The organism is Actinomycetospora sp. C-140 (assembly GCF_054796175.1).
Genome location: NZ_JBTWNF010000003.1, coordinates 197,575 through 219,195, shown reverse-complemented (window position 1 = coordinate 219,195; position 21,621 = coordinate 197,575). Strand labels below are relative to the sequence as shown.

General features: G+C 74.7%; 19 protein-coding genes. 5 read left to right on the top strand and 14 right to left on the bottom strand.

Features of this window, described 5'->3' with window-relative positions; all coding sequences use genetic code 11:
- The gene (locus ACR9E3_RS06715; RefSeq protein WP_460379329.1) at window positions 1–840 is read right to left on the bottom strand and encodes a sortase; all 840 of its coding nucleotides are present in this window, start codon (window positions 838–840) and stop codon (window positions 1–3) included.
- Window positions 841–1,335: 495 nt separating this feature from the next.
- Here ACR9E3_RS06715 and ACR9E3_RS06710 point away from each other — a divergent pair, with 495 nt between their 5' ends.
- A complete protein-coding gene (locus ACR9E3_RS06710) occupies window positions 1,336–2,523 on the top strand; it encodes a hypothetical protein (RefSeq protein ID WP_460379327.1) in 1,188 nt (395 codons plus the stop codon).
- A 36-nt stretch (window positions 2,524–2,559) separates the two neighbouring features.
- Here the strand turns inward: ACR9E3_RS06710 and ACR9E3_RS06705 are convergent, their stop codons facing one another.
- From ACR9E3_RS06705 to ACR9E3_RS06695, 3 genes are read right to left on the bottom strand one after another with little or no spacing between them, the layout of a single operon-like run.
- Entirely contained in the window at window positions 2,560–3,360 is an 801-nt protein-coding gene (locus ACR9E3_RS06705; RefSeq protein WP_460379326.1) for an MBL fold metallo-hydrolase, read from the bottom strand.
- Window positions 3,357–4,538 (bottom strand): zinc-dependent alcohol dehydrogenase, encoded by a 1,182-nt coding sequence (locus ACR9E3_RS06700; protein ID WP_460379324.1) that lies wholly within the window; start codon window positions 4,536–4,538, stop codon window positions 3,357–3,359. Before ACR9E3_RS06700 ends, ACR9E3_RS06705 begins: the two co-directional genes overlap by 4 nt.
- Before the next feature lie 53 nt (window positions 4,539–4,591).
- Window positions 4,592–5,614: an NADP-dependent oxidoreductase gene (locus ACR9E3_RS06695; protein WP_460379323.1), complete on the bottom strand. Its 1,023-nt coding sequence runs from the start codon at window positions 5,612–5,614 to the stop codon at window positions 4,592–4,594.
- Window positions 5,615–5,811: 197 nt separating this feature from the next.
- Between ACR9E3_RS06695 and ACR9E3_RS06690 the strand changes: the two genes are divergently transcribed.
- The 3 genes from ACR9E3_RS06690 to ACR9E3_RS06680 all read left to right on the top strand — a co-directional run bounded on the left by ACR9E3_RS06690 (window position 5,812) and on the right by ACR9E3_RS06680 (window position 9,441).
- Entirely contained in the window at window positions 5,812–8,373 is a 2,562-nt protein-coding gene (locus ACR9E3_RS06690; protein ID WP_460379321.1) for an ATP-dependent Clp protease ATP-binding subunit, read from the top strand.
- 118 nt (window positions 8,374–8,491) lie between these two features.
- Window positions 8,492–8,827, top strand: coding sequence for a DUF1918 domain-containing protein (locus ACR9E3_RS06685; protein ID WP_460379319.1), 336 nt, complete (start codon window positions 8,492–8,494; stop codon window positions 8,825–8,827).
- Window positions 8,828–8,991: 164 nt separating this feature from the next.
- The gene (locus ACR9E3_RS06680) at window positions 8,992–9,441 is read left to right on the top strand and encodes a hypothetical protein (protein WP_460379318.1); all 450 of its coding nucleotides are present in this window, start codon (window positions 8,992–8,994) and stop codon (window positions 9,439–9,441) included.
- A gap of 3 nt (window positions 9,442–9,444) precedes the next feature.
- Here the strand turns inward: ACR9E3_RS06680 and ACR9E3_RS06675 are convergent, their stop codons facing one another.
- Genes ACR9E3_RS06675 through ACR9E3_RS06665 form a run of 3 tightly spaced genes read right to left on the bottom strand, consistent with a single transcriptional unit; the run spans window position 9,445 to window position 12,526 of the window.
- Window positions 9,445–10,218 carry a DUF1707 SHOCT-like domain-containing protein gene (locus ACR9E3_RS06675; protein WP_460379316.1) on the bottom strand — a complete coding sequence of 258 codons (774 nt, stop codon included), beginning with the start codon at window positions 10,216–10,218 and terminating at the stop codon, window positions 9,445–9,447.
- Window positions 10,215–11,789, bottom strand: a complete 1,575-nt coding sequence (locus ACR9E3_RS06670; RefSeq protein ID WP_460379314.1) for a sensor histidine kinase — start codon at window positions 11,787–11,789, stop codon at window positions 10,215–10,217. Before ACR9E3_RS06670 ends, ACR9E3_RS06675 begins: the two co-directional genes overlap by 4 nt.
- A 2-nt stretch (window positions 11,790–11,791) precedes the next feature.
- Window positions 11,792–12,526: a response regulator transcription factor gene (locus ACR9E3_RS06665; protein ID WP_460379312.1), complete on the bottom strand. Its 735-nt coding sequence runs from the start codon at window positions 12,524–12,526 to the stop codon at window positions 11,792–11,794.
- Window positions 12,527–12,804: 278 nt separating this feature from the next.
- Here ACR9E3_RS06665 and ACR9E3_RS06660 point away from each other — a divergent pair, with 278 nt between their 5' ends.
- Complete coding sequence (locus ACR9E3_RS06660) at window positions 12,805–14,358, top strand: alkaline phosphatase D family protein (protein WP_460379310.1); 1,554 nt, start codon at window positions 12,805–12,807, stop codon at window positions 14,356–14,358.
- Between the two features lie 43 nt (window positions 14,359–14,401).
- Here ACR9E3_RS06660 and ACR9E3_RS06655 read toward each other — a convergent pair whose 3' ends face one another.
- The 7 genes from ACR9E3_RS06655 to ACR9E3_RS06625 all read right to left on the bottom strand — a co-directional run bounded on the left by ACR9E3_RS06655 (window position 14,402) and on the right by ACR9E3_RS06625 (window position 21,530).
- Window positions 14,402–15,328 carry a hypothetical protein gene (locus ACR9E3_RS06655; protein WP_460379309.1) on the bottom strand — a complete coding sequence of 309 codons (927 nt, stop codon included), beginning with the start codon at window positions 15,326–15,328 and terminating at the stop codon, window positions 14,402–14,404.
- The gene (locus ACR9E3_RS06650) at window positions 15,325–16,344 is read right to left on the bottom strand and encodes a hypothetical protein (protein WP_460379308.1); all 1,020 of its coding nucleotides are present in this window, start codon (window positions 16,342–16,344) and stop codon (window positions 15,325–15,327) included. The genes ACR9E3_RS06655 and ACR9E3_RS06650 overlap by 4 nt, the downstream gene beginning before the upstream one ends.
- Complete coding sequence (locus ACR9E3_RS06645; protein WP_460379307.1) at window positions 16,341–16,868, bottom strand: UGSC family (seleno)protein; 528 nt, start codon at window positions 16,866–16,868, stop codon at window positions 16,341–16,343. Before ACR9E3_RS06645 ends, ACR9E3_RS06650 begins: the two co-directional genes overlap by 4 nt.
- Complete coding sequence (locus ACR9E3_RS06640) at window positions 16,868–17,695, bottom strand: NAD(P)/FAD-dependent oxidoreductase (RefSeq protein ID WP_460379306.1); 828 nt, start codon at window positions 17,693–17,695, stop codon at window positions 16,868–16,870. Before ACR9E3_RS06640 ends, ACR9E3_RS06645 begins: the two co-directional genes overlap by 1 nt.
- Window positions 17,692–19,425, bottom strand: a complete 1,734-nt coding sequence (locus ACR9E3_RS06635; RefSeq protein WP_460379304.1) for a UGSC family (seleno)protein — start codon at window positions 19,423–19,425, stop codon at window positions 17,692–17,694. Before ACR9E3_RS06635 ends, ACR9E3_RS06640 begins: the two co-directional genes overlap by 4 nt.
- 14 nt (window positions 19,426–19,439) lie before the next feature.
- Window positions 19,440–20,750, bottom strand: a complete 1,311-nt coding sequence (locus tag ACR9E3_RS06630; RefSeq protein ID WP_460379303.1) for an MFS transporter — start codon at window positions 20,748–20,750, stop codon at window positions 19,440–19,442.
- 105 nt (window positions 20,751–20,855) lie between these two features.
- Window positions 20,856–21,530 carry a GntR family transcriptional regulator gene (locus ACR9E3_RS06625; protein ID WP_460379302.1) on the bottom strand — a complete coding sequence of 225 codons (675 nt, stop codon included), beginning with the start codon at window positions 21,528–21,530 and terminating at the stop codon, window positions 20,856–20,858.
- Between the last annotated feature and the right edge of the window lie 91 nt (window positions 21,531–21,621).

The following is a 21,621-nucleotide window of genomic DNA, read 5'->3' as shown; positions in this document are numbered from 1 at the left end:
CTAGCGGGGCCGGCTGCTCGTGAGCTCGGCGTAGACGACGAACCGGCGGTCCTCGTCGGCCACGGTCGTGGGGGTCGTCAGCGTCAGCGTCGACACGCCCTGCGGCCGGCGGTCGACGGGGCGCGAGTCGAGGATGCCCAGGTCGGTCGGCAGGACGACCTCGCTGGTCAGGACCCGGTAGGTGAGCTCCGTGGTCCGGGTCCGGACCGCGAGCTCGTCGCCGGGCACGAGGCGGGGCAGGTCCCCGAACAGCGCCGGCAGGCGGCGGCCGGCGATCGCGGTGTTGCCGGGCGTCCCGATCGGCGCCATCCCCGGGTAGAGCCCAGGGCCCGCCGCGAGCGCGGCCGGCGAGACCCCGCGGGCGACGGTCCACATCCGGCCCAGCCGGGGCGCGCTGAGCTCGAGCACCGGCTGGATCGCCGCGCCCGGGACGGCGAGGCTCGCGGCGGCGCTCGCGGGCACGTCGCCCGGCAGCTCGCTCAGCGGGGTCTCGTCGCGCACCAGGGCGGGGTCGGGGCCGGGCGTCGCCCAGGTCCGTGCGAGCTCGGCGCCGAGCGCCAGCTGGGCCTTGTTCACGGCCCGCGCCGGCGCCGCCCGCAGGTCGAGGAGCACGACGGCGGCGGCCAGCAGCGCGAGGACGACGAGCACGCCCGCGACGACGCTCAGGGTGCGCTCGCGGCGACGGGCCCGCTCCTTGGCCTCCTCGCCGCCGAATCGGTGCCGGCCCCGGTCGACGACCTCGTCGGCGTCGGGAACCCGGACGATCTCGTCGACGACCAGCGAGCGGACGCGGGTCTCCGCGGTCGTGCCCGACCGCTCGAGCATCGAACCTGCCGCCACATCCCCTCCCCCGGCCGTCGTGTGATCCCGGAGTGAAAGCTAGCCAGGTCCCGGTGCACCGTCGGGACGACACAGCCGCCGAGAAAGCGGCCACGAGATCGGCGCAGCGTGAGACTCGGCGGTGCCCGGACCGCCCGAACGAGTGAGTGCCGTCGTCTCGGCATGATCGTTGGCGAGGCCCAGTCCGGGCGTCGCGGTGACGCAGACGACGTCGCCCGTCCCGTGTGGGGCCGGGTCGCCCTTGAGCGCCGGACGCGCCCCGATCGCCGGGCGGTCGGTTCGTGACGCCCAGAGGCAGCTCGGACGAGCCTCCGCCACCCGGACCTCGCCGGTGCGCCGTCTGCGTCGGCGGCGAACGAACGAACGGCGCTCTCGCTGCTTCCGAGGCAGCGAGAGCGCCGTTCATTTCCCGCCGAGGCACTCGTGACGGGACGTCCGGGACGGACCGGACGCCCACACCGGGCGCTCACCGGGACGCGGTGAGCCTCGGTACCCGTGCCCCTCGCCGATCCCGCGACCGCTCCGGCACGTGGCCGGCACGCCCGCCCGCGCCCGGCGCTCCGCGTCCTGGGCCGGGTCGCGGCGGTCCTGCTCGTCCTGGTGCTCGTGCTCGCGGCGGTGGCCGCCCCGTCGCTGGCGCACGCCCTGACCCGGCCCGGCAGCGACGGCGTCGCGGCGCGCCTCGCGGAGTGGGGACGGGACCACGGGCTCGGCGGGGTCGTGACGTGGTTGGAGGCGAGGGAGTACGACGCGCACCCGCCGCCGGTGGGCGGCGAGCCGCCCGGCGGCATCCCGCGCGCGGACGGCAGCGGGACGCTGCGCGCCGGGACCCGACCGGTGCCGCCGCGCCTGCCGCCGCCAACGGGACTCGCGCCGCTGCCGGGCGAGGGGCAGTGGCAGACCGTCGTCACGACCCCGCACGGCGACGCGGTGCGCGTGGCCTCGGTCCGCCCCGACGCGGCCCACACCTCGCTCGTCGCGGGTGTGCTGTGGATGGACCCGGGCCTCGTCCGCGGCATCCTGCACCCGGGCTCGGAGGACCCGGGCGGCGCCTGGCGCACCCCTGATGTGATCGCCCCGGCCGAGCAGCGCAGCGTCGTCGCCGCGTTCTCCGCCGGTTTCCGCCTGCAGGGGGACAGCCACGGCGGCTGGTTCGCCGAGGGCCGCGCGGCCCGGCCGCTGGTGCCTGGGGCGGCGAGCCTCGTGATCCGCGCCGACGGGTCGGCCGACGTCGGCACCTGGGGCGACGAGGTCCGTCCCGGTCCCGATGTCGCCGCCGTGCGGCAGAACCTCGTGATGCTGGTCGACGACGGCGCGGTGAACCCGACCTGCGCCACCGGCGGCACCGCCGAGTGGGGCTCCACGGTCGGCCAGGCCGCGTTCATCCACCGCTCGGCGTTCGGGGTCACCGCCGACGGCGCGGAGGTCTACGTCGGCGGGCCGGCGCTGTCGGTGTGCACGCTCGGCGACCTGCTGCGCTCCGCCGGCGTGGTGCGCGGCATGGAGCTCGACATCAACCCGAACTGGGTCTCGGGCTCCTGGTTCCGCCCGACCGGCGGGCCCCACCCGCCCGCGTTCCGCCTCTTCCCGGACGAGCAGGTCGCCCCCACGCACTACGAGACGCCGTCGAGCCGCGACTTCGTCTCGTTCGACCTGCGCACCCCGCCGGTCGGGCGGCGCTGATCGGGCCGTCACACACGGAGCGGACCGCGGGCCCCGCTACAGCGGGATCGTGTCCCCTCGTCGCACCACGTCGACGCGGTCGTCCCAGCCCCGGCGCTCGACCTCGCCCAGGAAGTCGGACAGCGGCGAGCGGAAGACGCCGTAGTCGTCGTAGTGGATCGGGGTGGCCCGCCGGGGGGCGATCGTCTCGAGGACGTCGGCGCCCATCCGCCCGTCCATGGTCACGACGAGGCCGCCGGGCAGGGTGGTGCCGCCCAGGTGCAGTACGGCGCGGTCGACCTCGCCGATGTGCTCGCGGATGAGCGGGATGCCCTCGAACGGCAGCGTGTCGCCGGAGAGGTAGAGGCGGCGCAGGACCTCGCCGGACGGGTCGGCGAACTCGAGCAGGCTGCCCATCACCGGCGGCAGGAGGCGCGTCACGAGACGCGGGGCGTGCCGGCCGGGGAGCGCGGTCACGCGCAGGGTCGCGCCGTCGGGGCGGACCAGGGTGTGCGACTCCCACGTCCGGAGCCCGAGCGCGCGCCGGAAGCCCTGGCGCGACTGCAGCGTCCGGGCCGCCGCGGGGGTGGTGACCACGGGGACCGACCGGTCGAGTCCGCGTCGCGCCTCCCGGTCCCAGTGGTCGCCGTGCAGGTGCGAGAGCACGACGGCGTCGAGGTGGGGCAGCTGGTCGGGCCGGAGCGCGGGCTCGGTCAGCCGCCGCGAGACGAGCCCCTTGCCCAGGTAGGCCAGCTGGCCGCGGTGCAGGAAGTTCGGGTCGGTCAGGACCGTGAACCCCGCGCACCGCAGCACCGTCGTCGCCGTCCCGACGAAGAACAGGGACGGTTGGTCCGTCACGGCGACAGGACCACCTTGATGCACTCGTCCTGCTTCTTCTGGAAGATCTCGTACCCGTGCGCCGCGGACTCGAGCGGCAGGCGGTGGGTCTCCAGGTCGTGCACGCCGAGCGGGTCGTCGTCGGTGAGCAGCGGGAGGATCTCCGGGATCCAGCGCTTCACGTGGGCCTGGCCCATCTGCAGCGAGATGCCCTTGTCGAAGATCTTCAGCATGTTGATCGGGTCGGCGGTGCCGCCGTAGACGCCCGAGAGCGAGACGACCCCGGCGCGGCGCACCGCGTCGACGGCTCCGACGAGCGCGGCGGTGCGGTCGACGCCCGCGACCTGCATGAGCGGCGCGGAGATCGCGTCCGGGAGCTTGTTGACGACCTTCTGCGCGATCTCCGGGATCGCCGAGCCGCCGTGGGCCTCCATGCCGACGGCGTCGATCGCCGAGTCGGTGCCGCGCCCGTCGGTGAGGTCGCGGATCGCGGCCGTGACGTCGTCGACGCGGCCGGAGTCGATCACCTCGACGCCGTGGCGGCGTGCCATGGCGAGGCGCTCCGGCACGCTGTCGACGGCGATGGCGCGGTAGCCGCGGTGCCGGGCGATCCGCGCGGCCATCTGCCCGATCGGGCCGAGCCCGAAGACCGCCACGCTGCCGCCGTCGGGGATCCGGGCGTACTCGACGCCCTGCCACGCGGTCGGCAGCACGTCGGAGAGGTAGAGGAAGCGCTCGTCGGCCGGGCCGTCGGGGACCTTGATCGGCCCGAACTGCGCCTGGGGCACGCGCAGGTACTCGGCCTGACCGCCGGGGACCTGTCCGTAGAGCTTGGTGAAGCCGAAGAGCGACGCGCCCATCCCCTGGTCACGGTTCTGGGTCGTCTCGCAGGCGGCGAACCACTGGCGCTCGCACATCCAGCAGTGCCCGCAGGAGATGTTGAAGGGGACGACGACGCGGTCGCCCACCTGCAGGTCACCGGTCTCGGAGCCGACCTCCTCGACGACGCCCATCGGCTCGTGGCCGAGGATGTCGCCCTGGTCCAGGAACGGCCCGAGCACCTCGTAGAGATGCAGGTCGGACCCGCAGATCGCGGTGCTCGTGACCCGGATGACCGCGTCGGTCGGGGCCTGGATGGTCGGGTCCGGGACGGTCTCGACACGGACGTCGCCGGGGCCCTGCCACGTGAGTGCTCGCATGGCTTCGGCTCCCCGGCGCCGCCGTGCCTCGAAACGGGGCGCGCGGAGCGCACCTACACCGAGACGATCATCTTCCCGGTGTTCTCACCGCGGAGCATGCCGCGGAAGGCCTCGACGGCGTGGTCGATGCCCTCGACGACGGTCTCGGAGAACTTGACCCGGCCGTCGGCGACCCACGGCGTGACCTCCTCGAGGAACGGGCGCATCCGGTTGATCGAGTCGGTGACGATGAAGCCCTCGATGCGCAGGCGCTTCTTGACGATCTGGAAGAGGTTGCTCGGCCCGGGGGTCGGGTCGTCCGCGGTGTCGTTGTAGTGCGCGATCGCGCCGCAGGCGGCCACGCGGGCGAAGTCGTGGGCGCAGGCGATCGCGGCCTCGAGGTGGTCGGCGCCGACGTTGTCGAAGTACACGTCGAGGCCGTCGGGCATGGCCTGCCGCAGCTGGTCGACGACGGGCCCGTCCTTGTAGTTGAACGCCGCGTCGTAGCCGAGCTCGCCCGTGAGCCACGAGACCTTCTCGGCGCTCCCCGCACTGCCGACGACGCGCGAGGCGCCCTTGAGCTTGGCGAGCTGGCCGACGAGGCTGCCGACCGCCCCGGCCGCCCCGGAGACGAACACGGCGTCGCCCTCGCGGAACGAGGCCTTGTCGAGCAGCCCGACCCAGGCGGTGAGGCCGGGCACGCCGAGCACGCCGAGGTAGGCCCGGTGGCTCACCCCGTCCGGCGGGGCGACCTTCTGCACCTGCTTCGCCGGCGCGATGCCGTGGGTGCGCCAGGCGAGGTTGCACACCACGACGTCGCCCGCCGCGACGTCGTCGCTGTTGCTCGCGATCACCTCACCGACGGCCCGCCCGTCCATGGGCTCGTCCAGCCCGAACGGCGGGACGTAGGACGGGACGTCGTTCATCCGTCCCCGCATGTACGGGTCGACCGAGAAGTCGTGGACGGCCACCAGGACCTCCCCGTCGCCGGGCTCGCCGAGGTCGCGGTCGACGAGCGCGAAGTCGTCGGGCTCGGGCATGCCCTGGGGGCGGCGGACGAGGTGGACCTCGCGGGCGGTGACGGTCGCGGTGCTCATGTCGCCAGGCTTCCCACGCGCAGGGGTGGCGACGCCGTGACGTGGGTAGCCCCGACTTGAGCCACGGTGACTCACCCCGAACGGTGTGACATGAGTCCACCTGACTCAGGAATGAATGTCCGGCTGATGTTGCTGACCAGGTCAGTGCCGGCATCACCGCCGGCTCGAACTTCTGCTAGACCCTGATGAGGAGCTACATGACCAGCGCCTTCGGGCCCGGTGGTCCCGGGTCCGGCCCGTTCGACGACTTCCTCGCGAGCTTCCTGGGCGGAGCCTCCCCACGAGGTGTCCAGCGCATCGACATCACCCAGCTCATGACCGAGCCGGCGCGCCAGCTCGTCGGTGCCGCCGCGCAACAGGCCGCCGAGCGGGGCAACCCCGACCTCGACGCGTGGCACCTGCTGCTCGTCGTGACGCAGGTGCCGCCGCTGCGCCAGCTGCTCTCCGGTGCCGGCGCCGACGTGGACGCGCTGGCGCGCACCGCCGACGAGCAGCTGCCGCGCGGCGAGGAGCGCTCGGAGCCCCCGTCGCTCACCCCGACGGCCAAGCGCACCCTGCTCGACGCGCACCAGATCTCCCGAGCCCTCGGCTCGAGCTACATCGGCCCCGAGCACATCGTGCTCGCGCTGGCCGCGAACAACGACAGCCCGGTCGGCCGCGCGCTCGGCGCCCAGGGCGTCACCCCGCAGTCGCTGCAGCGGTCCGCCGCGTCCGGCGGGCAACGTCCCAGCGGTGGCGGGCAGGGTGGCTCCGGCGGTCAGTCCGGCGAGAGCGACACGCCCACCGTCGACCAGTTCGGCGTCGACCTGACCGCCAAGGCGCGGGCCGGCGAGCTGGACCCGGTCGTCGGGCGCGAGGACGAGGTCGACCAGACCATCGAGGTCCTCTCGCGGCGCACCAAGAACAACCCGGTGCTCATCGGCGAGGCGGGCGTCGGCAAGACCGCGGTCGTCGAGGGCATCGCCCAGCGCATCGTGTCCGGCGACGTCCCCGAGCAGCTCGAGGGCAAGCGCATCGTCCAGCTCGACCTGTCGGGCATGGTCGCGGGCACCCGCTACCGGGGTGACTTCGAGGAGCGGATGACCAAGCTGGTCGCCGAGATCCGCGAGCACTCCGACGAGTTGATCGTCTTCATCGACGAGCTGCACACCATGGTCGGCGCGGGCGGGTCGTCCGAGGGCGGCATGGACGCCGGCAACATCCTCAAGCCGGCCCTGGCCCGCGGCGATCTGCACATCGTCGGCGCGACGACGCTCGACGAGTACCGGCAGTCGATCGAGAAGGACGCCGCGCTCGAGCGCCGCTTCCAGCCGGTGATGGTGCCCGAGCCGTCGGTCGCGGACACGATCGCGATCCTGCACGGGCTGCGCGACCGGTACGAGGCGCACCACCAGGTGCGGTTCACCGACGAGGCGCTGACGGCGGCGGCGGAGCTCTCCGAGCGGTACGTCACCGACCGGTTCCTGCCCGACAAGGCGATCGACCTCGTCGACCAGTCCGGGGCGCGCAAGCGGCTGCAGGCCAAGGGCCCGCACACCGACTCGCGCGAGCTCGAGCGCAAGCTCGAGTCGCTGACCCGCGACAAGGACCAGGCCGTCGCCGACGAGGACTACGAGCGGGCCGGCGCGCTGCGCGACGAGATCACGCAGACGCAGAGCCAGCTCGAGCAGGCCCGCACCGACCGGCGGTCGGACCACCCGGCCGTGCTCGAGGTGTCCGTCGAGGACATCGCCGAGATCGTCGCCCGCTCGACCGGCATCCCGGTCAGCCAGCTCACCGAGACCGAGCGGGACCGCCTGCTCAAGCTCGAGGAGCAGCTGCACGAGCGGGTCGTCGGCCAGGACGACGCGGTCCGTGCGATCGCCGAGGCCGTCCGCCGCTCGCGGGCCGGGCTCGACGACCCGGACCGGCCGATCGGCAGCTTCCTGTTCCTCGGCCCGACCGGCGTCGGCAAGACCGAGCTCGCCAAGGCTCTCGCCGCGACGATGTTCGGCGACGAGGACCGCATGGTCCGCGTCGACATGAGCGAGTACTCCGAGCGGCACACCGTGTCGCGGCTGATCGGATCGCCCCCCGGCTACGTCGGGTACGGCGAGGCCGGTCAGCTCACCGAGGAGATCCGCCGCCGGCCGTACTCGGTGGTGCTGCTCGACGAGATGGAGAAGGCCCACCCCGACGTCTTCAACACGCTGCTGCAGGTGCTGGACGACGGACGACTGACCGACTCGCAGGGCCGCACGGTCGACTTCCGCAACACGGTGCTGATCATGACCAGCAACGTGGGGTCGGAGCTGATCACCACGAACACGCAGGCGCTCGGCTTCGCCCCGTCGAACGTCGACCCGGCGCAGTCCCTGCAGGAGCGGCTGATGCCGAGGCTGCGGGAGTCGTTCCGGCCCGAGTTCCTCAACCGGATCGACGAGGTCATCGTCTTCCAGCGGCTCGACGAGGAGCAGCTGCGACGCATCACCGACCTGATCCTCGACGAGACGCGCGAGCGCCTCGACGCGCAGGACATCGGGTTCGCGATCACCGAGGCCGCCGTCGACCGCCTGGCCGAGCTGGGCTTCCAGCCCGAGTTCGGGGCCCGGCCGCTGCGCCGGACCATCCAGCGCCAGGTCGGCAACCGGCTGTCGTCGATGCTGCTCGGCGACGAGCTGCACGGCGGGCAGACGGTGACGGTCGACGTGGCGGACGGCGAGCTGACGTTCGGGGTCGCCGAGACCCCGACCGAGGCCGCACCGGTCGCCGCCGGCTGACCTCGGGCCTGCACCCATTGAGCGAAGGGCACCTTCGATCGAGGAGATCGAGCGAAGGTGCCCTTCGCTCGTTCCGGGGTACCAGGCGGGCGACACCGTCCGAGGAGGAGGAGCCCCAGTGAGCGCGTCCGTCGGCGACCGCATCCGCATGCACGCCAACACCACCGACGTCCCCGACCGCGTCGGCACCGTGGTGGCCGTGCTCGGCGAGGACGGGCCGCCCTACCGCGTCCGGTTCGACAGCGGCGAGGAGACCATCGTGACCCCCGGGCCGGACGCGACGATCGAGGCGGGGTCGGTGTCGGACAAGCTCGGCGTCGCCGCGGAGCGGGCCGGCGAGACGGCGAGCGAGGTCGCCGACGCCGCCCGCGAGAAGGCCGGCGAGGCCGCCGGCACCGCGGCGCGGGCCGTGGCCGGGATCGCCGACGACGTCGCGAAGCGTTTCGAGCGCTGAGTCCCGCGCTCCGACGGTTACTGGCTGGTATCCCTCGCCTGGCGAGGCATACCAGCCAGTAACCCGAGGAGCCGCCCGCCCTGCGACGTCGCCGTCGACTCCACGCACTTCTCACCCGTCCGGACCTCTCGATCACCGGCTCGCGCTCACATAGAGTGACGATCGTGACCGAGCCCTGGGGACCGCCGCCGCCACCCGGACCGCCGCCGGGGCCGCCTCCTCCGCCCCCGCCGGTGGAGCACCACGGGCACCACCACCACGAGGAGCAGGACGGCTTCTTCTCCGAGCTCGTCGACGGCGACAACCACCACCGGCACCGAACCCACCGCACCGCGCACGCCCCTGACGTCCTGCACCAGCGGGTGCGCACCCGCTACGGGCGCACCATGGACGTCGGCGACCTGCTGTCGTGGCTGGACTTCCGCGTCACGGAGCTGCACGCGGCCGTGCTCGAGCCCGAGCGGCACCCCTCGCGCGTGGCCGGCTCGCCGGTGCGCATGTCGGGGCTCGACGCCCTGCTCAACACCGACGCGACGGCGTTCCGCACCCTCACCGAGCTCGGCGAACGGATGGCGCGGATCGAGGAGAAGCTCGACCGGCTGCTGGAGAAGTAGGCCTCAGCGCTCGAGCTGGTCGGGGTCGTCGCGGCCACCGCGGCCGTCGAGCGCGAGCGGCTTGCGCGCCACCGACACCCCGCCCATGAACGCCAGGCCGGTGACGCGCACGCGGGGCCCGCCGGTGCCGCGCGGCGCCCCGGAGCCGTCGTCGAACGCGCCCATGAAGCCGAAGCCGTCCTCGACGACCGTGGTCTCCGGGTCCACCGTCACGTCGACGCCACCCATGATCGCCACGGCCTGGACGGTGACCTCGACGCCCGCGGGGATGCCGCGCAGGTCGAGGTTGACGCCGCCCATGATCGCGATCGCGCCGATCGTGAGCCCGGCGTCGTCGAGACGGGCGTCGCGGAAGGTCAGCTCCGCGCCACCCCAGAACGCGAGCACCCGGTGGGTGTGCCCCGGCGTCCACTCCCCCCGCTTCTGGACCCCGGACAGCACCGCCACCGACGTCGTCGACGACGGCCGGTCGAGCCGCCCGAGCGGGCGCCGTACCGGGGCAGCCGCCTCCCCCGGCGGCGCGGGCACGGGCCCGAGGTCGGCGGTCACCGGGGTGAGGTCGCGCCGGAACCGCGCGGCGTAGACGTCGCGGAGTCGCTCGTCGCCCTCGACGATCGTGAGCCGGCCGTCGGACACCGCCTGCCGCACGACCTCGGCGACCTGCTCGCGCTCGGCGTCCGAGGCGCGGATCGGCGGGGGTTCGGGTGCCGCCGGGAGGCGTTCCGCCGAGGCTCCCTGGTCGTCGTCTCCCTGCTCGTGCGGTGCCGGCTGGGTCATGGCCGGGAGGATAGGCCGAGGCCCGGACCGAGGTCAGCACCGTCGGTCGCCCTGCTCGCGGCCGGGAGGTCCACCGTGAACCGGGTCTCGCCCGGCCGGCTGGTGATCCGCAGCGTCCCGCCGTGCTCGGCGACGACGGCCGAGACGATGGAGAGCCCGAGGCCGGTGCTGCCGGTGGTCCGGGCGCGCCCGGTGTCGCCGCGCGCGAAGCGCTCGGCGACGTGCGGCAGCAGGTCCGGCGGGATGCCGGGCCCGTCGTCGACGACGTCGAGGCGCACCGCCGCGCGCCCGTCCTCGCCGGTCGCGGGCCGCAGCGTCACGGTGACCAGCGTGCCGGGCGGGGTGTGGGTGCGGGCGTTGGCGAGCAGGTTCGCGAGCACCTGGTGCAGCCGCTCGGGGTCGCCGACGACCTCGAGGGGCGCACGGTCGGCGTCCTCGTCCGCGGCGTCGTCGTCGCCGGGCAGGTCGATCGACCACCGGTGCCCCGGCGCGGCGACGTGGGCGTCGGTGACGGCGTCGACGACGAGACGGGCGAGGTCCACCGGCTCGCGGGCCAGCGGGCGCCCGGCGTCGAGGCGGGCGAGCAGCAGGAGGTCCTCGACCAGCGCCGTCATCCGCTCGGTCTGCGAGCCCATGCGGTCGAGCAGGCCCGCCACCTCGTCCGGGAGCTCCCCGGCGCGGCGGGCGGCGAGCTCGTTGTAGCCGCGGATCGCGGCCAGGGGGGTGCGCAGCTCGTGGCTCGCGTCGGCCACGAAGCGCCGCAGACGGGTCTCGCTGTCCTGACGGGCGGCCAGCGCGGCGCCGACGTGCCCGAGCATCCGGTTGAGCGCCACCCCGACCTGGCCGACCTCGGAGCGCGGATCGGCGTCGGCGGCGGGCACGCGCTCGGCGAGCTCCACTTCCCCCGACGAGAGCGGCAGCTCGGAGACCCGGCGGGCGGTGGCCGACATGCGGTGCAGCGGGCGCAGGGTCAGCCGCGTGGTGAACGCCGCCGCGACCGCCGCGAGCACCACCCCGATCCCGAAGATGATCGCCTCGCGGAGCACCAGCTCGTCGACGGTGTTCTCGAGCGCGTCGGTCGACAGCCCGATCACGGTGACCGTCCCGTCCTCGCCCTGCGCGGCCGCGAGCCGGAAGCTGCCGAGCCCGTCGAGGTCGAGCGTGGTGGGGCGCTGGCCGGGCGTCGTCGCGATCGCCGGCGCCACCTCGTCGGCCGGCACCGGCGTGCTCGTGCCGGGACGGCCGAGCAGCACCGCCCGCACGATCCGCCCGTCGTCGACGGTGACCTCGAGGGTGTTGGCCGGCCGGTCGGGGCCGCCGCCGACGAAGCCGCCCCCCGCGTCGGGCGGTGGCGGGCGCCGGTCCGGGTCGCCTTGCGGCGGGTTGCTGCGGAAGCGGGCCACCTCGGTGACCTGGTCGTCGAGCTGGCGGTAGAGGTAGCCGCGCAGGGACAGCGCCGCGCCCACGCCGACGACGAGGAACACGACGGTCAGCAGCAGCACCGTCGTCAGCACCAACCGGCTCTGCAGCGACGGCACGCGCCGCAGCGCGCGCCGGGCGGGGCCGCGCATGATCATTCGGCGGCCGGCTTGAGCACGTAGCCGGCGCCGCGCACGGTGTGGATCATCGGCGCGCGGCCCGCGTCGATCTTCTTGCGCAGATAGGAGATGTAGAGCTCGACGATGTTCGACTGGCCGCCGAAGTCGTAGTTCCAGACGCGGTCGAGGATCTGCGCCTTCGACAGCACCCGGCGCGGGTTGCGCATGAGGAAGCGCAGCAGCTCGAACTCGGTGGCCGTCAGCTCCACCTGCTCGCCGCCACGGACGACCTCGTGGCTGTCCTCGTCCAGCGTGAGGTCCCCGACGGCCAGCGTGGCGTCGCCGCGCACCGCGGTGGCCACCGCCGCCCGGCGCAGCAGTCCGCGCAACCGGGCGACGACCTCCTCGAGGCTGAACGGCTTGGTCACGTAGTCGTCGCCGCCGGCGGTGATGCCGGCGACCCGGTCCTCGACGGCGTCGCGCGCGGTCAGGAACAGCACCGGGACCTCGGGGCTCTCGGCGCGCAGCCGGCGCAGCACCTCGAACCCGTCGATGTCGGGGAGCATCACGTCGAGCACCACCACGTCGGGGCGGAACTCACGACCCTGGCGCACGGCGCCCAGCCCGTCGGAGGCGCTCCGCACGTCCCAGCCCTCGTAGCGCAGGGCCATCGACAGCAGCTCGGCGAGCGTGGGTTCGTCGTCGACGACCAGCGCCCGGACCGGTGTCCCGTCCGGACGCCGCAGGTCGGCACGGGTCGCGGCGTTCATGACACAGCACCCTCCCAGCCACCCACAGGTCCCGGCTGGGTGGTTCCTGTGTGTCGGCTGTGCGGCGCGTCGCAGGCGCGTCCGCTCTGCTGCGTGCCGCCGTGACGCGCCTCCGGCGCGGCAGCTCCGCTGCGCTGCGTGCCGCCGACCGGTGACCGTGCGCGTAAGTCCGGTCACGGAACGTCCGAACCGGCCGCACCGGGTCATGCGTTGGTGGGGCGGGGGATGCGACGCCGGCCCGCCGGCGCCCCGGTCGGAGCCCGGACGGAGGACTGCCCGTGAGCGACCCCGCGAGGGTGACGCGCCGGACGTTCCTGGGCGGCGCGGCGGCCCTCACGAGCACGGCGGTGGTGCTCGGGGCGCCCTGGGTCGCGGCCGCGGACTCCGTCGACCCCGCGGCGCCGCCGGTGTTCACGCTCGGCGTCGCGTCCGGCGACCCGGTCTCCGACGGGGTCGTGCTGTGGACGCGGCTCGCCCCCGACCCGGTGGCCCCCGACGGTCGCGGCGGGATGAGCAGGCGCCCGGTGCTCGTCGACTGGCAGGTCGCCGAGGACCCCGCGTTCCGCCGGGTGGTCGCCCGGGGCAGCGCCGTGGCCCGGCCCGAGGAGGCGCACACGGTGCACGTCGAGGTGTCGGGGCTGCGCCCGGCCGCCGACCACTGGTACCGCTTCCGCGCCGGCCCGCAGATCAGCCCCGTCGGGCGGACCCGGACGGCGCCGGCGCCCGGAGCGCGGGTCGACCGGTTCGCGATCGCGACGGCGAGCTGCCAGTGCCGTCCCGACGGCTTCTACACCGCCTACGCCGCGATGGCCCGCGACGACCTCGACCTCGTCGCCTTCCTCGGCGACTACATCTACGAGAGCGCCTCGTCCGGCGTGCCGGGGCGGGCGCACCTGCCGAACCGCGAGGTCAGCACCCTCACCGACTACCGCGTGCGTCACGGCCAGTACCGCACCGACCCCGACCTGCAGGCCGCGCACGCCGCGTTCCCGTGGGCGATCACCCTCGACGACCACGACGTCGAGAACAACTGGGCCGCCGACGTCTCCCAGGTCGACGACGAGCCCGACAACGACCCGGCGGTGTTCCGGGCCCGCCGTGCCGGCGCGTTCCGGGCGTTCTGGGAGCACATGCCGCTGCGGCGGGCGCAACGACCCGACGGGCCGGCCATGCGCATGCACCGCCGGCTCACGTTCGGCGACCTGCTCGACGTGCACCTGCTCGACACCCGCCAGTACCGCAGCGACCAGGACCCGGAGCACCCGCGCGACCCGTCGCGCACGATGCTCGGCGCCGAGCAGCGCGCCTGGCTGTGGCGCGGGCTCGCCGGGCCGACCGCGCGGTGGAACGTGCTCGCCCAGCAGGTGTTCTTCTCCCCGCGCGACCTGACCGCGGGTGCGGCGGTCGGTCTCGACGAGGACTCCTGGGACGACTGCGCCGTCGAGCGCGACGCCCTGCGCGACCACCTCGTCGCCGCGGGCACGTCCAACCCGGTGATCGTCACCGGCGACGTGCACGCCCACCACGCGTGTGCCCTGCACGCCGACCCGAGCGACCCGGCGTCCCCGGTCGTCGCGACCGAGCTCGTGACCACCTCGATCAGCTCCGGGGGCGACGGCCGCGCCCGCGAGCCCGGCGACGCCGCGCTGCTCGCCGAGAACCCGCACATCACGGTGCTCGACCGCCGGCGGGGCTACGTGCGCAGCACGGTCACGCCCACCGACTGGCGCGCGGACTTCCAGGTCGTCGACCGGGTCAGCGTCCGCGGCGCCCCCGCCCACACCGCCGCCACCGTCGTCGTCCCCGCCCGCGACCCGACGACCCGCGCCTGACCCCTATGTGAGCGAACTTTGGGGCTATAGCACCAAAGTTCGCTCACATGGGGACGGTGACGGCCTGGCTGCCGCCGATCCAGCCGGGCAGGTGGAGCATCTTGATGCCGGGGCCGCCGGCGACGATCGGGGCGATCTCGGCGGCCACGCCCAGGTCCTCGCGGCCGGCGCGGGTGCGCAGCGCCGCGTCGCCCCGGTCCCGCAGCGCCGCGACCAGGTCGTCGGCGGTCGGCAGGGACGGCGCCAGCCGGGTCGCCACCTCGGGCGGGAGCACGAGCACCTGGGTCATCGACCGCCCGCGGGTGAGGTCGCCGGCCGCGAGGACCGCGCCGGCGAGGGCGTCGCCCAGCGGCGCGAGCAGGGCGTCCGGGTCGGCGAGGTCGTCGCGGGGCAGCACCTCGGCCGTGCCGCCGACCGGGACCACGGTGACGGCGTCCCCCGCGCCCGCGCCCCGGCGGGCGGCGAGCGTGCCCCACGGCCCGGCGGGGTCCTCGACGAGGCAGCACGTGTAGCGGGCCGGCTGGGCCGTGGTGGCCATGGTCGTCTCGCCGGGACGGACGCCGCCGGCCGTGGCGAGGGTGAGCGCGAGCGCGCGGCCGACGGCGCCGTTGGTGTGCGGGCCGGGCCCGAGCAGGCCGGTGCCGTGGGTCAGGCCGAGCCGGTCGGCGACGGGCCCGGCGACGACGAGCGCGACCGCCGGCGTGCCCGTCGTGGTGGCCACGCCGAGCAGGTTCAGCTCGGGCGCCAGGGCGGCCCGGGCAGCGGCGAGGACGACGGGCAGCGCGCCGACCGGGGCGCCGGCGAGCACGCACGCGGTGGCCGCGCCGCGCGCCGTCAGCTCCCCGAACAGCGGCGGCACGAGCCCGAGCACGGCGTCCGTGTCCGGGGTCGACCCGAGCATCGCCGCGACCCGCGGCGGCGTCGCCGCCACGACGGGCAACCCGTCGCCGACGTCCTCCTCGTCGCTCACCCCGGCACGACCCGCGACACCAGCTCCGTCCCCCCGAACGACGGGATCCACGCCGAGTGCTTCCCCGCGCCGCCCGCCACGGCGATGTGCAGGTTCTCGGGCGCGTCGCTGACGGTGTACGCGTCGCCGTCGGCCTCGACGCCCCACTCGACGAACTGCCGCCGGTTGCCCTCCGAGACGTGCTCGACCGGGATGCGGGCGTTCTCCCAGAGGTGCGCCCGGATGCTGTCGGGCGACCAGCCGTCACGGTGCAGCGTCGCGGCGTGCTCCGGTCCGAGCAGCAGCAGGTGCGGGCCCCGGACGTAGACGTTGTTCGACCCCGGCTGGGCCATCGTCCCGGCGACGGTCAGCAGGATCTCCGCGCCGGTGGTGCTGCCGTGGTCGTTGACGTTGTGCGGCGGCTCGGCGGCCATGACGGACACGAGGCTCTGCTCGGCACCGAACCCGCGCCGCACCGCGAACGACGGCCAGGGCGACTCGTCGGACTCGGCGAAGCAGAACGTGTACTTCGCCGGCGAGCCCTGGGTGCTGCGGTCGAGGACGCCCGGGGTCGCCCCGCCGACGTGCTGCAGCACCAGCGACAGCGCCCGGCCGACCACGGCGTTGGCGCGCGTGCCCGGCCCGAGGCAGTTGCCCCCGGCGTTGAACCCCAGCTCGGCGCGCGCCGGACCGGAGACCATGACCATCGGCGCGCACGGGTGGGTCGTCGCGAGCGTGCCGTGCAGGTTGTAGGCCTCGTCCTGCACCGCGGCGAGCGCGGCGAGCAGCACCGCCATGTCCGCGGGCCGGCACCCGGCCATCACCGCGTTCGCCGCGACCGAGCGCGGGGTCGGGGTGACGCCGCGCGGCGGTAGGGGCCCGAGATCGGCCGCGGCGGGCGCCGCGGCCAGCATCGCCGCGACCCGCTCCTCGGTCGGCGGGACCGTCGGCAGCCCGTCGCCCCACCCGCGCTCCTCGCAGGCCGCCGCCCACGCCCAGGCGTCGTCGACGTCGGGCAGATCGACGACATCACTCACGAGATCTCTCCCATCGACCGCAGCTCGGCGACGACCCCGGCGTACGCGGCGTCGGAGCGTCCGGCGAACTCCTCCGGCGAGAGCCCGCCGATCGGGTGGTCGACGACGACGAGCCGGGGGTCGGCGCGGCGCGCCTTCGCCTGGGCGGTGACCAGCGGCAGGAACGACGAGGTGACCACGAGGATCGAGCGCACGCCGCGGCGCTCGAGCTCGAGCGAGTCGTGGAGACTCCACGACGAGCACGAGCCTCAATCGCCGATGGCGACGACCGCGAGCCGGTACTGCGCGGCGAGGTGGTCGAGCAGCTTCGGGTCGGCGCCGACCGCGGCGCTCGGCTTGGCCTCCAGACCGTTCGGACCGAGACCGTGGTCGTCGGCGAGCCTGCGTCCGATGGCCTCGAGGAGGTCGTGGGCCCCGGGCTTGGAGTTGGACAGGCCGCAGAACCCGCCGGCCGGGGCCTCGGAAGCCGCCACGGCGGCGGTGGCCTCGGACGCGACTCCGGACGTGGGGTCGACGATGCGCATCAGCTCTCCTCGAGGTGGGCGACGACGGCCCGGCCGGCGCGCAGGCCGTCCGCGGCGGCGGTGAGCAGGTGACGGTCGGCGCCGGTGACGTCTCCGGCCGACCAGACCGGCGCGTCGGCCGGCAACCCGTCGAGCAGCGCTGTGCGGGGCTCCGCGTGGGTGTAGACGAAGATCCCCGAGGCCTCGACGACGTCGGAGTCGGCCAGGTGCACCGCGCCGAGGGTGCCCTCGCCCGCGAGGGACGCGACCGTCCCGCGCCGCACGTCCACCGCGTCGGTGAGCCGGCGGTCGAGCGCCGCCGGCCAGCTCGGCCGCGCGCTCACCACCGTGACCCGCTTCGCGATCCCGGCGAGCTCGAGTGCCTCGTGGGCGGTCCACTCGTCGTCGCCGACGACCACCACCTCGCGCCCGGCGTGCAGCGGCCCGTCGCAGGTGGCGCAGTGGGAGAGCCCGCGGCCCTCCCATTCCTCGGCGCCCGCGACGTCGAGGCGCCCGGGGCTGCGGCCGGTGGCCACGACGACCGCCCGCGCCGACGCCGGCCCCTCGGCGCCGTCGACGGTGAGCGGATCGGTGCGCAGACCGGTGACCTCGCCGTAGGCGATCTCGACGCCGCGCTCCATGACGTCGGTGAGCAGCGCGCTCATGAGGTCGGGCCCTGTCGTCGCCGGACCGGGCCAGTCGGCGAGCGGGCCGAGGTTGATCAGTTGCCCGCCGGGGGCGAGCGCGTCGTGGGCGACCACCCGCAGCCCCCGGTCGGCGCACGCGCGGGCTGCGGTGAGCCCGGCGATGCCGGCGCCCACGACGGCCACGTCCCAGTCGGTCGTCACGAAGGGTCCTCCTCGATCCGCCGGCTCACCGGCACACCCTGGACGTGGTTCTGCACGAAGCCGCGCGACTGGTTCCGGCTCGGGTTGCCCGCGAGCACGATCCCGATGTCGGCGGCACGCGGCACCATCGGGACGAGACGGTCCGGGTCGGTGCCCGCGTAGCGCTCGTCGAGCTCGCCGTCCGCGACGGCGGCGTCGAGGTCGAAGCTCGTCGAGCCGACGTTCCAGGCACACGCCTGGAGCTGGCGCACCGGCACGCGCATGTGCTCGGCGAGGTGCGCCCGCAGCGCGTCCTTGTCGACGCCGAAGCCCGCCAGCGCCCGGGCCACGGCCGGCCCGAGCACCAGCAGCGGGTGGAACGCGCCGAACTCGAGGCCCGTGTAGGCCCACGGCCCGATGGCGTTGCCGAAGATCGTCGTCAGCGCGTCGAGGTGGTCCGCGGCGGACTCGCCGCCCGAGTAGATCGGTGCGCTGACGGCGACGACGCTCTGGACGGTGACGACGCTGTCGCCGTCGGCGAAGCCGCGGTCGGCCCGGAACGACGGCCAGCCCAGGGCCCGCACGGCCGCGTCGTCCTCGGCGAGGGCGACGTGGAACGTCGACGCGATCGCGCCCTGGTCGGTCTCCCCGGGCGGGATCCGCAGGCCGGCGACGTTGCGCAGGTAGAGCCGCAGGAAACGCCCGACCGCGGTGTTCGCCCGCCGCCCGACCCGCATCGCGCCGGTGCCGCTGTGGAACCCGAGCCGCTCGACGACCGGGCCCGAGAGCACCACGATCGACTCCCAGCCGGGCGTCGACCCGGCGTCCTGCACCCGGAACACCGGGTCGGCGACGCACTCCACGATCGCCACCAGGACCGGCATGTCCTCGGGCCGGCAGCCGGCCATGACCCCGTTGACCGCGACGCTGCGCACCGTGGCCCGGCGCAGGTCGGGCGCGAGCTCACCGAGGGAGGAGTCGGGGTCCTGGTCGGTGTGCGCGAGGAACGCCGCGACGCGCTCCGGGGTGGGCGGCACGACCGGCAGGCCGTCGGTCCAGCCGCGGGCCTCGAAGTGCTCGGTGATCTCCTCGAGGTCGCCGCGCGCGACGATCTCGGTGGCCCCGTGCTCGACGGACGCCGGTGCGTCGACCGAGGACGACCGCGTGCTGCCCTGCTCCCGCGCTCCGTCCCCCGCCACGAGCGCGTCGACCACCGCCGGCGCGACCTGCTCGCGCATCTTGGTCCGGAACACCTCGGTGGGGTCGGTGAGGATCACCCCGGGGTAGCTGACGATCGGGACGTGACCCACGCCGAGGGATTTCCCGACGGCGCGTCCCATGCCCTCGAACCCCGCGCCGCCGATCGCGATCGCCGGCACCCCGGCGCGCTCGGCGGTGGCCGCTGCCCGCATCACGGCAGGCATGCAGGAGCCTCAAGCACCCACCGCGGCGACGACGAGGTCGACGCGGTGGGCGCGCAGCAGCTCGGGCAGGGCCTCGAGCACCCGGCGCTCCTCGGCCGCGGAGGCGTGGAAGTTGCCGAACTCCTCCCAGCCGACGAACGCGACGTCGCCGTGGCGGTCCCTGGCGACCTCGGAGATCACCTCGAACATCTCCGGGCCGCGGAACAGCTCGTCCCACAGGTACGCGACGCGCCGCCCGGCCAGCGACGCCGGGCGCTCGTGCTCGGCGACCTCGCCGACGGTGCGCGGGCCCAGCGGACCCAGGACCTCGTAGTGCGGCTCGGGCACGGTGTCGGTCTCCCTCACTCGTCGGCGGTGATGACGCGGCCGGCGCGGTCGCGCAGGAACAGGGCGGCGACGGTGACGATCGCGGCGCCCACGACGGCGATGCCGACGGCGATCCCGTAGCCCGCGCTCGTCGCGACGACGCCGCCGATGATCGTCCCGATGCCCGAGAGGCCCCGGCCGACGTTGTAGGCCGACGCCGAGCCGAGCGAGCGGATGCGCGTCGGGAACAGCTCGCCGAACCAGACCCCGAAGATGCCGAAGTAGCCGAGGAACAGGCTCGAGGCGAGGTAGAGCCAGACGAAGTTGCCGAGCCCGGTCCCGGCGAGCGCCAGGAAGAGCATCACCGCGAACGTCACGGTCTGCAGGGCCGCGAACGCGACGAACACCGGCCGGCGACCCCAGCGGTCCGAGAGCCAGCCCGCGAGGATGAAGCCGACGAACGACACCGCGGACGCGATGTAGAGCACGAGGCTCGCCGAGCCCGCGTCGAAGCCGAGGTCGCTCTTGAGCATCGACGGCATCCACGCCGTCGCGGTGTAGGGCACCCACTGCGCGCCGAAGGCGACCACCAGGCCGACGAGGACGATGGGCAGCGAGTCCCGGGACACGAGCTGGCGCCACGTCGACCGGTTGGCCTTCGCGGCGGTGGCCTCGGTGAGCAGGCCCGCGGCGCGACGCGCCTGCAGCTCCTCCCACTGGCGCGACTCGCGGCAGGCGTAGCGGATCCACACGCACGCCAGGGCGGGCACCACGCCGATCAGGAACGCCCACCGCCAGTCGACGACGACCTGGGCGACGAGCACCGCGAGCGCGTAGGCCGGCCACAGCGACGCCTGCACCAGGCCGCCGCCGAGGCCGCGGCGCTTCGGCGCCCACGCCTCGTTGAGCCACGCGAACCCGACCGCCCACTCGCCGCCGGTGCCGACGCCGGCGAGGATCCGCAGCACGAGGAAGACGGCGAAGTTCGGCGCGAGGAACACGAGCCCGGTGGCGACCGAGTAGATGAGGATCGACCAGATCAGCGTGCGCCGGCGGCCGTAGCGGTCGCCGAGCCAGCCGAAGAGCACGCCGCCGATCGCCGACCCGACGAGCTGGCCCGCGATCGCGACCCCGAACACCCCGGCCGAGACGCCGTAGAACTTCATGATCGCGCCGGCGAGCAGCGTCGGGAGCATGAAGTCGAAGTACTCCATGCCCCAGCCCAGGCAGGCGGCGCCGAGGATCCGCCGTCGCTCCCCCGGCGTGTACTCCGGTGGTGCCGTGCCGGGCGCCGCCGTGGCGGTCGCACCCGCCGACGTTCCCGGGCGGTCCTGCTCGGCGGTCATGGCGCTCCTCCGCTCCGGACCGCGCGTCGCTGCGCGCCGTCTCTCGCGGCGGAGGTTAGGTGGGTCACACGGCGGAAGTCCAGAGAAGATTGGATACGATCTCGGCTACGCGTGGGGTGGGAGACCGAGCGCGGCGTGCAGGTCGGCCACCGTCACCTCGCGGTGGGCGTCCATCAGCGCGACCACCGCGGCGTTGTCCCCCCGCCGCAGCGCGGTGATCATCTTGCGGTGCTCGCGGACGACCCGGGCCCGGCCGGCGGAGTCGTAGAGGTGCACCGTGCGGTAGGGCTCGCTGCGCCGCCAGAGCCGGTCGATCTCGTCGACCACCAGGTCGAGCCCGGAGAGCCGGAACATCGCGAAGTGGAAGGCCACGTTGGCCGCGACGATGCCGGCGACGTCGACGTTCTCGACCTGCTCGGTGATCGCCTCGTTCAGGGTCGTGAGGTGACGCAGCTGGTCGCCGGTGAGCCGGGGCAGGGCGCGGAGCACCTCGGTCTCGAGCGCGCGGCGCATGAGGTAGACCTGCGCGAGCTCGTCGGCGTTGAGCCGGGCCACGGCGTAGCCGACGTGCGGCTCGTGGCGCATGACACCCTCGGCCTCGAGCGTCTTGAGCGCCTCGCGCACCGGGATGCGGCTGACCCCGAGCCGCGCGGCCAGGGTCTCCTGGCGCACCTGCTGGCCGGGCACGAGCTCGCGCGAGCGCAGCATGCGGCGGATCTCCTCGACGGCCCGCTGCACGCTGGTCGCCCGGCGGGCGGGCTCGACGTCGGTCCCGGTCACGGCGCATCACCCCGGGCGCCGAGCGTAGTGGCGGACGCGTGCCGTGGGCGTTCCGTCCCACCCTTGCAGGGATTGGATACCAAATGATGTT